General features: G+C 59.5%; 11 protein-coding genes and 1 pseudogene. 1 reads left to right on the top strand and 11 read right to left on the bottom strand.

Translation table 11 applies throughout. The features are described 5' to 3' along the window. Positions 1-9 precede the first annotated feature (9 nt). The 8 genes from E0L15_RS07575 to E0L15_RS07540 all read right to left on the bottom strand — a co-directional run bounded on the left by E0L15_RS07575 (position 10) and on the right by E0L15_RS07540 (position 9,907). The gene (locus tag E0L15_RS07575; protein ID WP_168125120.1) at positions 10-951 is read right to left on the bottom strand and encodes a transketolase family protein; all 942 of its coding nucleotides are present in this window, start codon (positions 949-951) and stop codon (positions 10-12) included. 1 nt (position 952) lies between these two features. Next, positions 953-1,804 carry a transketolase gene (locus tag E0L15_RS07570; protein WP_168125119.1) on the bottom strand — a complete coding sequence of 284 codons (852 nt, stop codon included), beginning with the start codon at positions 1,802-1,804 and terminating at the stop codon, positions 953-955. Between the two features lie 201 nt (positions 1,805-2,005). Continuing rightward, complete coding sequence (araA, locus tag E0L15_RS07565) at positions 2,006-3,484, bottom strand: L-arabinose isomerase (protein ID WP_168125118.1); 1,479 nt, start codon at positions 3,482-3,484, stop codon at positions 2,006-2,008. Between the two features lie 25 nt (positions 3,485-3,509). Continuing rightward, positions 3,510-5,096: an FGGY-family carbohydrate kinase gene (locus E0L15_RS07560; RefSeq protein ID WP_168125117.1), complete on the bottom strand. Its 1,587-nt coding sequence runs from the start codon at positions 5,094-5,096 to the stop codon at positions 3,510-3,512. Between the two features lie 30 nt (positions 5,097-5,126). After that, positions 5,127-6,167: a sugar ABC transporter permease YjfF gene (locus E0L15_RS07555; RefSeq protein ID WP_087232877.1), complete on the bottom strand. Its 1,041-nt coding sequence runs from the start codon at positions 6,165-6,167 to the stop codon at positions 5,127-5,129. Continuing rightward, positions 6,164-7,237, bottom strand: coding sequence for an ABC transporter permease (locus E0L15_RS07550; RefSeq protein WP_168125116.1), 1,074 nt, complete (start codon positions 7,235-7,237; stop codon positions 6,164-6,166). Before E0L15_RS07550 ends, E0L15_RS07555 begins: the two co-directional genes overlap by 4 nt. Next, positions 7,234-8,712 (bottom strand): sugar ABC transporter ATP-binding protein, encoded by a 1,479-nt coding sequence (locus tag E0L15_RS07545; RefSeq protein WP_347565985.1) that lies wholly within the window; start codon positions 8,710-8,712, stop codon positions 7,234-7,236. The genes E0L15_RS07550 and E0L15_RS07545 overlap by 4 nt, the downstream gene beginning before the upstream one ends. Positions 8,713-8,851: 139 nt before the next feature. Then, positions 8,852-9,907, bottom strand: a complete 1,056-nt coding sequence (locus E0L15_RS07540) for an ABC transporter substrate-binding protein (protein ID WP_168125114.1) — start codon at positions 9,905-9,907, stop codon at positions 8,852-8,854. A gap of 559 nt (positions 9,908-10,466) precedes the next feature. On the opposite strand from E0L15_RS07540, the gene E0L15_RS07535 reads away from it, so the two are divergent. After that, positions 10,467-11,528: a GntR family transcriptional regulator gene (locus E0L15_RS07535; RefSeq protein WP_242954923.1), complete on the top strand. Its 1,062-nt coding sequence runs from the start codon at positions 10,467-10,469 to the stop codon at positions 11,526-11,528. 197 nt (positions 11,529-11,725) lie between these two features. Here E0L15_RS07535 and E0L15_RS07530 read toward each other — a convergent pair whose 3' ends face one another. The 3 genes and pseudogenes from E0L15_RS07530 to E0L15_RS07520 all read right to left on the bottom strand — a co-directional run. After that, positions 11,726-12,598, bottom strand: a complete 873-nt coding sequence (locus E0L15_RS07530; protein ID WP_168125113.1) for a DegV family protein — start codon at positions 12,596-12,598, stop codon at positions 11,726-11,728. Positions 12,599-12,894: 296 nt separating this feature from the next. After that, on the bottom strand, positions 12,895-13,434 hold the full coding sequence (locus E0L15_RS07525) for a DUF1836 domain-containing protein (RefSeq protein ID WP_087370207.1): 540 nt from the start codon (positions 13,432-13,434) through the stop codon (positions 12,895-12,897). A gap of 85 nt (positions 13,435-13,519) precedes the next feature. Beyond that, a pseudogene (locus E0L15_RS07520) lies at positions 13,520-13,780 on the bottom strand (hypothetical protein); the annotation flags it as partial.

Here is a 13,780-nt window from a genome sequence, read left to right as displayed (position 1 = left end):
AGCAATTTTTTACTTACCCACGAAGTCCCGGGCCACCTCCACAATGTGGTCGGCGCACAGGCCGAACTGCTTGAGGAGGGCTCCGGCGGGGCCGGAGTGGCCGAACTCGTCGTTGACGCCGATGCGGCGCACAGGGGTGGGGCACTGCTCGGCCAGCACGCCGCACACGGCCTCGCCCAGGCCGCCCAGCACGTTGTGCTCCTCACAGGTGATGATTTTGCCGCACTCCTTTGCGGCCTTCAGCACCAGCTCCTCGTCCAGAGGCTTGATGGTGGCCATGTTGATGACCCGTGCGGAGATACCGGCCTGGTCCAGGGTCTCAGCGGCCTGGAGAGCCTCGGCCACCAGAAGGCCGTTGGCGATGATGGCCACGTCGGTGCCATCGGTGAGCACCTCGCCCTTGCCAATCTGGAACTCATAGTCCTCGTCGTGAATGACGGGAACCGCAGCACGGCCAAAGCGCATGTACACGGGGCCCTCCATCTCGTAGGCGGCTTTCACCATCTTGCGGGCCTCCACGTCATCGGCGGGAGACATGACGGTCATGCCGGGGATGGTGCGCATGAGGGCGAAATCCTCACAGCACTGGTGGGATGCGCCGTCCTCACCCACGGAGATACCGCCGTGGGTGGCGCCGATCTTCACATTCAGGTGGGGGTAGCCGATGGTGTTGCGCACCTGCTCATAGGCCCGCCCGGCGGCGAACATGGCGAAGGTGGCGGCGAAGGGCACCAGGCCCATGGTGGACAGACCCGCGGCCACGTTGACCATGTTGGCCTCGGCGATGCCGCAGTCGAAGTGACGCTCGGGGAAAGCCTTTTTGAAGATGCCCGTCTTGGTGGCCCCAGCCAGGTCGGCGTCCAGCACCACCAGATCGGCGTGGGTCTCGCCCAGCTCCTTGAGCGCATTGCCGTAGCTCTCACGGGTTGCAATTTTCTTCACGTCTGCCATGTTACATCCCCTCCACTTCTGCCAGCTGGGCCTTCAACTCGCCCATGGCCTGCTCATACTCCTGGTCGTTGGGGGCCTTGCCGTGCCACCCGGCCTGATTTTCCATATAAGACACGCCCTTGCCCTTGGTTGTCTTCATGAGGATGGCGGTGGGCTTTCCGGTGCCGTGGTTGGCGTGGAACTTGGCAAAGGCGTCCTCCAGCTCCTGGAAGTCGTGGCCGTTCACTTTCACCACATCGCAGCCGAAGGCGGCGAACTTGGCGTCCACAGGCTCGGTGTTCATCACGTCGCAGGTGCGGCCATCAATTTGCAGCCCGTTGATGTCCACGATGATGCACAGGTTGTCCAGCTTATAGTGGGCGGCAAACATGGTGGCCTCCCAAATCTGACCCTCGGCCAGCTCGCCGTCGCCCAGCAGGGAGTAGACGTTGATGTCCTTGCCCAGGAACTTGGCGCCCTTGGCCATGCCAGCGGCGGCGGACAGGCCCTGGCCCAGGGACCCGGTGGACATGTCCACACCGGGGGTCAGGTTCATGTTGGGGTGGCCCTGGAGGTGGCTGCCAATCTGGCGCAGGGTGAGCAGGTCCTCCACGGGGAAGTAGCCCCGGTTGGCCAGAGCGGCGTAGAGGCCGGGGGCGGTGTGGCCCTTGGAGAGGACAAAGCGGTCCCGATCCTCCCAGCGGGGATTGGCGGGGTCGATGCGCATTTCTTTAAAATAGAGATAGGTAAACAGGTCGGCGGCGGACAGAGAGCCGCCGGGATGTCCGGCCTTGGCGGCGTGGATGCCCTCGATGACACCCATACGCACCTTGCAGGCGGTCACCGCCAGTTGCTTTTTTTCAGCTGCGGTCATAGTTTCAAACTCCTTTTCATATCAGAAAACCCCAGAGGTATGCCAGACACACCCTTGGGGCATAGACAAATTCATGCAATCCTTTTGGTAAAGAAGTCCGTGGACTTCTTTGCCGGATTGGCCCCAGGGGCGTGCCACGCACACCCCTGGGGCACAGGTTTGAGGGAGGAAGGAATAATATTTATGATTGCGTATGGCTGATTACTTCAGCTTCCAGGCCAGGTCGTTCCAGAACAGCTCCTTCTCCAGGCCTTCCACGGTGGTATCCTTGCTGATGTGGACAAACTCGATGCCCATGATGTTGGCCCAATCCTTCATCTGCTCGGCGGTGACATCGTAGCTGAGGACGGTGTGGTGGGCGCCGCCAGCGGTGATCCAGCACTCCACACCGGTGGTGAGGGAGGGCTCAGCGGTCCACATGACACGGGCCACGGGCAGGTTGGGCATCTCCATGATGGGCTTGACGCAGTGGATGTCCTGGCAGATCAGGCGCAGACGGCCGCCCATGTCGATGAGGGAGACCACAATGCCGTCCCCTTCCTTGCCCTCGAACACCAGGCGGGCGGGGTCCTTGCGGTTCATGCCGATGCCCAGGTGGTGGGTCTCAATGCGGGGCCGGGCAGAGGCCAGAGAGGGGCACACCTCCAGCATGTGGGCGCCCAGGGAGTACTGGTGGCCGGGCACCAGGTGGTAGGTGTAGTCCTCCATGAAGCCGGAGGCGCCGTTGCCGTTCTCACCCATGACCTTCATGATGGCGGTCATGGCGGACACCTTCCAGTCGCCCTCGCCGCCGTAGCCGTAGCCCTGAGCCATCAGGTGCTGGCTGGCCAGGCCGGGCAGCTGCTCCATGCCGTAGAGATCCTGGAAGGTGTTGGAGAAGGCCTTGCACCCTTCTGCATCCATCATCTTCTTCATGGCGATCTCTTCCCGAGCCTGGTAGCGAATGGCCTCCACGTTGTCGGTGGCGATATCGTAATTGGCCTTATAGACCTCCATCAGCTCGTCGATCTCGGCGTCGGTGACCTGGTTCATCACTTCCACCAGATCGCCCACGGCCCAGGTGTTCACCTGCCAGCCCAGCTTGGCCTGCACTTCCACCTTGTCGCCCTCGGTGACGGCCACTTCCCGCATGTTGTCGCCAAAGCGCATCACCTTCAGGTTGCGGGAGAAGTCCACACCCAGGCAGGTGCGCATCCAGCGGCCCAGACGCTTCTGGACCTCTTCGTCCTTCCAGTAGCCGGCGATGACCTTGCGGGGCATGCGCAGACGGGCGGCGATGAAGCCGTGCTCCCGGTCGCCGTGGGCGGCCTGGTTGAGGTTCATGAAGTCCATGTCGATCTCCTCGTTGGGGATCTCCAGGTTGTACTGGGTGGCCAGGTGGCAGTAGGGCTTTTGCAGGTTGACAAAGCCGTTGATCCACATCTTGGAGGGGGAGAAGGTGTGGCACCAGGTGACGATACCGCAGCAGTTGTCGTCATAGTTGGCGGCCTTCACCACGTCGGCGATCTCCTTGTTGGTCTTGGCCGTGACCTTGTATACCAGCTTGCAGGGCAGGTTTCCGGTGGCGTTGAGGGTATCCACCATCTCGGCGGCGCGGCGATCCACGATCTCCAGCACTTCGGGGCCATACAGGAACTGGCTGCCCACGACAAACCAAAATTCTTTGTTGTTCATGTTCATAACCTCCGTTATGTCAAGTTTTTATTTATACGTGTTCCACGGCGGCCCGCTCCACAGCCAGGCCCGCCTTATAGCGCACCATAAAGTTGGTGAAGCCCTCCACGTCCTCGGCCTGAGGCTCCACCACAGACACCTTCTGGTCGCCAAAGACCTGGGTGTTCAGGTAGTCCTGGAGGGACTGGCCGTCGGTCTTATGTACCGCATAGGCGGCCAGCAGGGCCATGCCCCAGGGTCCGCCCTCTCCGGCGGTCTCCATGGTGGCTACGGGGCTGTTGGCGGCGGCGGCCAGAATGCGCTGGCCCACCACGGGGGTCTTGAAGAATCCGCCGTGGCCCATGAGGCGGTCCACCGCCACATGCTCCTCACCCAGAATGTCCAGGCCCACCTTCAAGGTGGCCAGGGCGGAATAGAGCTGGGTGCGCATGAAGTTTGCAAAGTTCAGGTGCGCCTCGGGGCCACGCACCAGCAGGGGGCGGCCGTCGCTGAGGCCGGTGACCGGCTCGCCGGACAGGTAGTTATAGAGCAGGAGCCCGTCCCCGTCCGCCTTGCCCTCCAGGGCGGAGGTAAACATGGCGGTGTACAGGGCGTTTTTGTCCACCTCATGGCCCAGGGCGGTGAGCAGGCCGGAGAAGACCTCCGCCCAGGCGTTGATCTCATTGGTGCAGTTGTTGCAGTGGACCATGGCCACGGGAGCCCCGTCGGGGGTGGTGACCATGTCGATCTCCTCGTAGCGGCGGCTCAGGGGCTTCTCCAGCACGATCATGGAGAACACCGAGGTACCCGCCGACACGTTGCCGGTGCGCTTGGCCACGGCGTTGGTGGCGGCCATGCCGGTGCCAGCGTCCCCCTCGGGGGGGCAGAGGATGGCGCCGGGCTGCAAGGTCCCGGTGGGGTCCAGCAGCTTGGCGCCCTCGGCGGTGAGGGTTCCGGCGTTGTCGCCCGCCACCGCCACCCGGGGCAGGATATCCCGGAGCTTCCAGGAGTAACCCTTGTCGGCCACCAGGGCGTCAAAGCTGTCCACCATGGCCTGGTCGTAGTCGCAGGTGTTGGAGTCAATGGGGAACACGCCGCTGGCGTCGCCCACACCCAGGACATTCTCCCCGGTGAGCTTCCAGTGCACGTAGCCCGCCAGCGTGGTGATAAAGGCCACATCGGGCACGTGGTCCTCACCGTTGAGGATGGCCTGGTACAGGTGGGCAATGGACCAGCGCTGGGGAATGTTGAAGTTGAACCGCTCGCTGAGCATCTCAGCGGCCTGTCCGGTGGTGGTGTTGCGCCAGGTGCGGAAGGGGGCCAACAGCTGGCCCTCGTGACCGAAGGGGAGGTAGCCGTGCATCATGGCGGAGAAGCCCATGGAGGCCACCTTTGTCAGCTTTACCCCGTAGCGGGCTTCCACGTCGGCGGACAGGTGGGCGTAGGCATCTTGCAGCCCGGTCCACACGTCCTCCAGGGAGTAGGTCCAGTAGCCGCCCTCATAGCGGTTCTCCCAGCTGTGGTCGCCGGAGGCGATGGGGGCGTGGTCAGGGCCGATGAGCACCGCCTTGATGCGGGTGGAGCCCAGCTCGATGCCCAGACAGGCCTGACCGTTTGCGAGAAATTCTTTCATATCCATGGAGCAACCCTCCTGTGAGAAATTTCAAACTTATTTCTTGCGGTTTTTCAGCAGGGCAAACACACTCTGCAGCACGATGAAGAAGCACAGCAAGGCAGCGGTGAGAATGTTGGGCCAGGAGCTGGCCAGCTTACCGTTGAACTGCACGATGCTGGCGATGGTACCGTTGATGAGCACGCCGAACAGGGTGCCGATGACGTTACCAACACCACCGGTCAGCAGCGTACCACCGATAACCGCGGAGGCGATGGCGTCCATCTCCAAGCCGGTGGCCTGGTTGACGCTGGCGCTGGTGGTATTGAGGAAGTAGCAAATGCCGCCGATGGAGCACAGCAGAGAGCAGAGCACATAGGCCATCATCTTGGTCCGCTTCACGTTCAGACCCATCATGGCAGCGGACTGCTCATTGCCGCCTACCGCGTACAGGGAGCGGCCAAACTTGGTGTAACGCAGCATCAGGAACACCAGGATCAGCACCACCACAGCGATGATAACACCCACGCCGAAGTAGGGCATAATCATCTTTCCAGCCCGGTTGATGGTGCCGCCGAAGGGCAGGTAGATGCGGAAGGTAGCCAGATCATAGAAGGCACCGCTGGTGATGGACAGCTGGGCGGTGGAGATGACAGCCACCATGCCGCGGGCGAAGAACATACCAGCCATGGTGACGATGAAGGGCTGAATCTGCAGGTATCCGATGAAGAAGCCCTGCACCAGGCCAAAGACCAGGCCCAGCACCAGCACCAGAATCACAGCCACAGGAGCGCTCATGTTCATCTCGGTCATGCCATAGGCCAGAATCATACAGTCCAGAGCCACCAGAGAGCCCACCGAGATGTCAATGCCGCCGGTGAGCATGACGCAGGTCATGCCGCTGGCCACACAGATCAGGCCGGCGCTGCTGCGCAGCACGTTGAGGAAGGTCTGAACGGTGAGGAATCCTCTGCTGGCATAGGCCACGCAGCCGCCAGCATAGAGCACAAAGAACAAAATAATGGTGATCATCAGCAACATGGTGTTGCTGTTCATCTCTTTGACGCTTTTCAAGGCATTGGCAGGTTTCTTGCTCATACCTTGGCCACCTCCTTCTTGGCAGCGGCCTTAGCGGCACTGCGCTTGTTGAACCAGGCCTTCACAGGGGGTGCCTGGATGGCCACGATAATAATTACCACAACAGCCTTGAACACAGGGGTGACCTCGGTGGACACGCCCAGGTTGTACATCGTGGTGGTAATGGCCTGAATGGTATAGGCACCGATGATGGAGCCAGCCAGGTTAAACTTACCGCCGCTCAGGGCGTTGCCGCCCAGAGCCACGGCCAGGATGGCGTCCAGCTCCATGTTCAAGCCGATGTTGTTGGAGTCTGCACTGGTGATTCGGGAGGAAGCCACCAGGCCAGCGATGGCAGCGCACAGGCCGCACACCAGGTAGCACAGGAAGATGATGCGCTTGGAGTTCAGGCCGGCGATGCGGCTGGCCCGCTTGTTGATACCCACCGACTGGATGTACAGACCCAGGGCCGTGTACTTCAGCAGCAGGGTGGTAATGAGCACGCATACGATCACCACGATGAGGGGGGTGGGAATGCCGAACAGGTAGCCACCCAGCACGCCGTACTCAGGCACACGCACATACACAATCAGGTTGTTGCACAGCAGCAGGCCGATGGCACGGGCCGCCGACCAGAGAATCAGCGTGGCCACCATGGGCTGAATGCCCAAGTAGGACACCAGAGCGCCGTTGAAGGCGCCGCACAGGCAGCCCATCAGGAGGGCACCGGCAAAGCCCAGAGCCAGAGAGGCGGGGCTGACGGAATCCACAGAGGAAACGCCGAATCCGGCAATGAGCATACAGCAGAAGGAGGCACACAGGCTCATCACCGAGCCCACGGAAATATCCGTACCGGCGGAGGCGGAGACCACCAACGTCATACCGATGGCCAGAATGGCAACCTCACTGCCACGGTTGAGGATGTTTACCAGACGGCCCTGGAAAATGCCGTTGGTCATGGAAATCTTGAAAAAGTTATAAAATACATCGCCGTTTGCCACATCGTACACGATGTTTACGGCCAGCACCAGCAGCACGCACACGATTGGAAGGAACAGCTGCTGGCGGGAAAATTTCTTGAGAGTTGTCATTCGTCAAAACCTCCTGCAATGGCACTCATAACCCGCTCCTGGGTCAGTTCGCCCTCCAGCTCGCCCACCTTGGCACCGTCACGGAGCACCGCCATGCGGTTACAGGTACGCAGCATCTCTTCGATCTCAGAGGAGATAAACATAATGCTCTTGCCCTCTTGGGCCAGGTGGATGATGAGCTTTTGAATCTCGGTCTTGGTGCCCACGTCGATACCACGGGTGGGCTCGTCCAGAATGAGGAAATCCGGGTCGGTGGCCAGCCAGCGGCCCAAAATCACCTTCTGCTGGTTGCCGCCGGACAGCTGCTTGATGGGAGTCTCCCGAGAGGCGGTCTTAATCTGGAGCATCTTGATGTAGTGGTCGGCCATTTTTTCCTGCTGTGCCCGGGGAATCAGGTGGAACATACCACGCTTGGCCTGAAGGGCCAAGATGATGTTCTCACGCACAGACAGGTCGCCGATGATACCCTCAGCCTTGCGGTCGTCGGGCAGCAAGCCCATGCCCATCTGCATGGCATCAATGGGCTGGTTGATCTTGGCCTCTTTGCCCGCCACCTTCAAGGTACCGGTCTGGGCCTTGTCCGCGCCGTAGATCACACGGGCCAGCTCGGAACGGCCGGAACCCAGCAGGCCGGTCAGGCCAATAACCTCTCCCTTGCGCAGGTTCAAATCGAAGGGCTTGATGGTACCCTTGTGACTCAGCCCCTGTGCCTCAATCTGCATGGGAGCGTCCTTGAGGGTATCAAATCCTTCCGGCTTAATGCTGGCCAAATCATCGAAATCTTTACCCATCATGGCAGCCACCAGCTTGACCCGGGGCAGCTCGTCCACAGGGTACTCACCCACAAAGGTACCGTTGCGCAGCACGGTAATCCGGTCACACACGGCGTATACCTGCTCCAGGAAGTGAGTGACGAAGACGATGCTCACGCCATTTTGCTTGAGCTGGTTCATCATAACAAAGAGCTTGTCCACTTCCACGTCGTCCAGAGAAGAGGTGGGCTCGTCCAAAATCAAAACCTTACAATCCATATCCACCGCACGGGCGATGGCGATCATCTGCTGGATGGCCAGGGAGTAGTTCTCCAGGTTCTGGTACACATCCACGTCAATTTCCAGACGCTTGACCAGTTCCTCGGCCTTCCGGTACATCTTCTTGCGGTCAATGGTACCGATGAAGGTCTTGGGCTCACGGCCAATGTACAGGTTCTCGGCCACGCTGAGGTTGGGGCACAGGTTGACCTCCTGATACACGGTGGAGATGCCCACCTTCTGGGCATCCAAAGTAGAGTGGTTCTTCACCGGCCCGTCAATGCCGTCAATGCGGATCTCTCCGGCCTCAAAATCGTTGATGCCGGTCAGGCACTTGATGAGGGTGGATTTTCCTGCACCGTTTTCTCCCATCAGGGCGTGGATCTCACCCTTACGCAGGGTCAAGTCCACCCCGTCCAGCGCCTTAACGCCGGGAAAGGTCATGGTGATGCCTCGGGCAGTGAGTACGATATTACCTTCCAAAGTGGTTCACCTCACAGAGTTTTGGGTTGAAAAGAGGACCCCGGGAAGTGCCGGGGTCCCCCTGGATGTTTATTTTCTATGGAGTTTTTCCGGAAAATCCTTAGTAGGGACGAGCGTCCAAGACTTCCTGGGTCACGTGGACCATCTCCTGCTCCTCACCGTTGACGGTGATGGTCTTGATGTTGTCCTCAGCGGCGAACCAAGACTCGGTGACGTACACTTCCTTCTCAGGAGTCTCGTCGTTCTCCAGCTGCTTGATGATCTCATCCACCATGGGTGCGGCCATGGGGTTGCACTCGAAGTTGGCGTTGATCTTGCCGTCCATAACCAGCTGGACATAGGGCTTGTTGGCATCGAAGGAAACCAGAATCACATCGCCGTCCACGCCGTAGCTGACGCCAGCGGCATCCATGGCGGTCATGGCACCGGCAGCCTCGTTATCGTTCTGGCAGATCACCACGTTGAACTGGCCCTTGTAGCTCTGGCAGTAGGACTCCATGACCTCCTGGCCGCCAGCCTCGGTGAAGTCACCGCTCTGAGAATCCAGAATGGTCCAGCCCTCACGGTCGGCGATCTCCTTGAAGCCATCGGTACGGCCGATGGTGGCGGAAGCACCGGTGGAGCCCTCGATCACCAGGGCATTGATCTCCTCAATCCCCTTATCGGCAGCGAATGCCTTCAGCCACTCGCCGCAGGCCAGGCCCTCAACCTTGAAGTCAGAGCCAACCCAGGCGGTGTACTTGTCGGAGTCGGTGATGGTACGGTCGATGACGATGACGGGAATGCCAGCGTCCTCACACTCGGTGAGCACTGCGTCCCAGCCGGTATCCACGATGGGGTCAATGATGATGTAGTCCATGCCCTGCTGGATAAAGTTACGCACAGCATCCAGCTGAACAGCGGAGTCGTTGTCGCAGTCCACAAAGGACAGCTCGTAGCCGTTCTCCTCGGAGAACACCTCCTGAGCGGACTTGGTGGAAGCGGTGCGCCAGTCGGACTCGTGTCCCACCTGAGCGAAGCCCACCTGAATCGGCCCATCGTCAGAGCCGTCGCCAGCGGGAGTATTGGAGTTTGCGGTGCCTCCGTTGCCGCCGCAAGCTGCCAGGGAGAACGCCATGGCCAGGGACAAGGACAGTGCAAGTAATTTCTTCTTCATTGTAGTGACCTCCGTTCAAATATTTCACTTGTTCCACCGGGGCAGATGTTTTGTTCCGCTGCCGTTCGGTGCTTTGTGATTTCAGTATACCAACAAAATTTCAAATGTCAAGCAAATGTACGAACAACTATTCATTTCTAGGTTTACAACAATACAAATTTGTGAAAACATTCTGAGAAATTGGTGATAACCACGAGAAAGACTCCCAATCGGTTCCAGTTTTTCCGAAACGCCTGGAATATTTAATCAATATACGCAAAAAGCGCTCTTCCAGAAAACGGGCATTGTGCACAAATCCCACAAAAACACCCCGGTGGATTTTTTCAAAATCCATCGAGCCGCGAATTCTTTTGCCAGATTCTGGGCTTTTATTTTCTGAATTTGACTGGTGGTATTGGAATATTGCCGAGACTTGTTTTGAAAAGGTACATACCATTTCGCAAAATTTAAAACAAATATCCCGAACATGTGTTGCACCGTACGTACAAATATGGTATACTTTCGGTAACAAACCCAGCGGACCAATCCCAGAGAACTACGAGAGAGGGGGGGGGACATTGTGCGCCCCAAATATCAAACGGTCGCAGACACCCTGCGCCGGGAAATCCAGTCTGGACAATACGATGAAACCATGCTTCTGCCCACCGAGCAGGCTCTGTGCGGCCAGTTCCAGGTCAGCCGCCAGACCGTGCGGCAGGCGCTGAGCCTGCTGGCCTCCGAGGGACTCATTGAGCGCCGTCAGGGCAGCGGCTCCCATCTGGCCAAGCGGGACAAGGGTGGCCGCCGCACGGTGGCCGTTATCACCACTTACATTAGTAATTATATCTTCCCCAGCATTCTGCGGGAGATTGAGACGGTGCTGGCCGCCAACAACTGCGCCCTCACCCTGTACGCCACCCAGAACCTGGTGGCCAACGAGCGGAAGATCCTCACCTCCCTGCTGGACGAGCACGTGCCCGACGGCATTCTGGTGGAGGGCATCAAGACGGGCCTGCCCAACCCCAACCTGGATTTGTATCAGGAGATTACGGCCCGGGGCATTCCCATGGTGTTCCTCCACGGCTACTACCGGGAGATGCCCGACTGCCTGTCGGTGCTGGACGACAACTACCGGGGCGGGCGGATGCTGGTGGAGTACCTCTATAATAAAGGACACCGGGCCATTATGGGCCTGTTCAAAAACGACGACATCCAGGGCTTGCAGCGGTATTCCGGCTACCTGGAAGGGCTGCGGGACCTGGGGCTGCCCCTGGACCAGCAGCACGTGTTCTGGTACAACACCGAGACCAAGACGGACCTGCTGCAAGAGGACGAGCCCTGGGAGCAGGTGCTCAAGACCCTGGAGGGGTGCACGGCGGCGGTGTGCTACAACGACGAGGTGGCCTCCCGCCTGGTGAGCATCCTGGTCCAGCGGGGCAAACGGGTGCCCCAGGACGTGGCGGTGGTGAGCTTCGACAACAGCGCCTACAGCCAGCTGGCCCCCGTGCCCATCACGTCCCTGTCCCACGGCACCTACAACGTGGGCCAGATGGCCGCCCAGCTGCTGGTGGATTTGTTCCACGGCAAGAAGGGGGAGTCCATGGTGGCCCCCTGGGAACTGGTGGAGCGGCAGAGCAGCTAAACGGCTGCCAAAAAGCAGCCGTTTAGCTGCTAGTGAATAAGTAATAGTGAATAGTGAAGAAGTATGGTGTGCTGCTTTGAGCAGCACCGATTTCAAAGCAAAAAACCGGCGCAGATGCGCCGGTTTTTCTTTTGAGTCGTGCCGCCCAAGCGGCACTCCTTCATTCTTCATTTTTCACTATTCATTCTTCATTGCCCTTACCGGTGCTTGCCCATGAAGAACAGCGCCACGCAGCCGGGGCCGGTGTGGGCGCCGATGACGGGCCCGATATCGTTGAGGATGATCTCCTTTGTGCCATACTTCTGCTTGATCTGGTCGGCCACAAACTGGGCGTCCGCCTCACAGTCGCTGTGGCTGATGAACATGGTCTGATTGGCCACGTCCTCCCCCAGCTGGCCCACCTTGTCTACCAGGGCCTGCAAGGACGCCTTGCGGCCCCGGGCCTTGGCCACGCTGATGAGGTGGCCCTCGTTGTCCACGTGGAGCACCGGCTTGATTTGCAGCATGGTGCCCACCACGGCGGTGGCGGCAGATACCCGCCCGCCCCGTTTGAGGAAGAACAGGTCGTCCACGGTGAACCAGTGGCACTGGCGCAGCTTGTTGTCCTCCACCCACTGGGCCACCTCGTCCAGGCTCTTCCCTGCCTGGCGCAGCTGGGCGGCCTGGTACACCAGCATACCCTGGCCCAGAGAGGCGCACAGGGTGTCGATGACCCGGATGGTGCGGTCCGGGTACTGCTCGGCCAGGTCCTGGGCGGCGATGGAATAGGAATTAAAGGAAGTAGACAGGCCGGAGGAGAAGCTCAAAATCAGGATGTCCTTGCCCTCCTCCAGGAAGGGGGTGAGGAAATCCGTCACCTGTCCCACGTTGATGGCGTTGGTGGTGGCCATCTCCCCCGCACGCAGGCGGTCATAGAAGGCCTTGGGGCTCATCTCCCGGTTGTCGGGGTAGTTGTAGTAGGTCTTCTCCCCAAAGAGGAAGGCCAAGGGCACGGTATGTAATTCCAGCTCTTCCACCAGGTGGGCGGGCAGGTCGCAGGACGAATCGGTGACAATGACGTAGTTTGACATGGGATCATTCCTCCTTCATGTGTGCGTGTCGAACCTGTTCGACACGCTTCTCAAAAATGCCAGCATTTTTTCGAGGAGTTGCAGCCCGCTGCATGCAGCCTTGGGCCAAAGGGCGACCCAAGGCCACACTGGCGGACTGAGAAGTGTTTTTTTCGATGCGCATGTCCCCGAAAAAAACGTTATTTCCATTTATTTTCCCATCTGCGGATGGGAAAACTCTGCCGAGGGCTTTTTGACGATGCAAGATAGTCTGTCCCTCTTACATTGACATGAGGTTTTCTTGACCGTCTGGTGTGTTACTTCTTTTTCCCGCCCTTCAACAGGTCGGAACACCCCGACTTCTGGGCCATGATCTCCAGCAGCCGCCGACACACCAGCCCGTGGGCGTAGCTCTGCAAGGCGTAGGTGAGCACCATACCGGGCAGCTTCTCCTCCTCCGCCTCTTCGTTGAGCTGTCCGGCGGCCTGGTCCAGAGCCTGGTCCAGCACCCGGCAAAAATAGTCGTACTGCTCCTGGCTGGTGCCCACATTTTTACCAATGGCCACCAGGGTGCGCATCTCCCGCACGCTGAGCACCTGCTTGAGGTCGCTGATGGCGGTGAGATAGGCCAGGTGCTCCTTGCCGTACTTCTTGCCGTTGGCCCGGGCCAGCAGACCGTCCTTGATGTAGTTGTTGATCATGGCGGAGGTCAGACCGTCCCCCTCCTCAAAACACACCATCTGACGGGTGAGGTAGGACACCACCTGGTCCATATAGAGGGGAATGTCCGGCAGGCGGTCCCAGCTGTCCGGCCGTTGGGATGTGATATTTTCTTTTAATTCTACCAGTTCTTCCATGGCAGTATCAGCTCCAATCTTATGCCGAAAATTATATCATATGATTTTGGAGACGTAAAGCCCGGAAGAAAAAATGCTCCCCCTCTCAGGGCAGCAGACCCAGCAGCAGCGCCGTCCCCACCTGGGCCAAAAAGGGCAGCGGGGCGGGGCCGGAATAGGGGAGCACCAGCTCCTGACGTTCCACAATGCCGCCCCCCAGGTGTGGAAATTCCCGCTGCACCGCCACGGCGGCGGAGTGGGCGGTGAGGCTGGACAGGGTGAGGGTGTTGCGGCTGGCACAGCCGTAGCTGACCCAGATGGGAGGCGGGGCGGAGCACTGGGGCGGGTTCACGTCCCCGGGCACCAG

This window comes from Pseudoflavonifractor sp. SW1122 (assembly GCF_012027765.1).
In the GTDB taxonomy this organism is placed as follows: Bacteria; Bacillota; Clostridia; order Oscillospirales; family Oscillospiraceae; genus Enterenecus; species Enterenecus faecium.
The sequence above is the reverse complement of the archived record's forward strand: the minus strand, read 5'-3'. Positions and strand labels throughout refer to the sequence as shown.

Coding starts and splice junctions, on each gene's coding strand:
- E0L15_RS07575 (WP_168125120.1), bottom strand. CDS start 951: ATGGCAGACGTGAAGAAAATTGCAACCCGTGAGAGCTACGGCAATGCG.
- E0L15_RS07570 (WP_168125119.1), bottom strand. CDS start 1,804: ATGACCGCAGCTGAAAAAAAGCAACTGGCGGTGACCGCCTGCAAGGTG.
- araA (WP_168125118.1), bottom strand. CDS start 3,484: ATGAACATGAACAACAAAGAATTTTGGTTTGTCGTGGGCAGCCAGTTC.
- E0L15_RS07560 (WP_168125117.1), bottom strand. CDS start 5,096: ATGGATATGAAAGAATTTCTCGCAAACGGTCAGGCCTGTCTGGGCATC.
- E0L15_RS07555 (WP_087232877.1), bottom strand. CDS start 6,167: ATGAGCAAGAAACCTGCCAATGCCTTGAAAAGCGTCAAAGAGATGAAC.
- E0L15_RS07550 (WP_168125116.1), bottom strand. CDS start 7,237: ATGACAACTCTCAAGAAATTTTCCCGCCAGCAGCTGTTCCTTCCAATC.
- E0L15_RS07545 (WP_347565985.1), bottom strand. CDS start 8,712: ATGACCTTTCCCGGCGTTAAGGCGCTGGACGGGGTGGACTTGACCCTG.
- E0L15_RS07540 (WP_168125114.1), bottom strand. CDS start 9,907: ATGAAGAAGAAATTACTTGCACTGTCCTTGTCCCTGGCCATGGCGTTC.
- E0L15_RS07530 (WP_168125113.1), bottom strand. CDS start 12,598: ATGTCAAACTACGTCATTGTCACCGATTCGTCCTGCGACCTGCCCGCC.
- E0L15_RS07525 (WP_087370207.1), bottom strand. CDS start 13,434: ATGGAAGAACTGGTAGAATTAAAAGAAAATATCACATCCCAACGGCCG.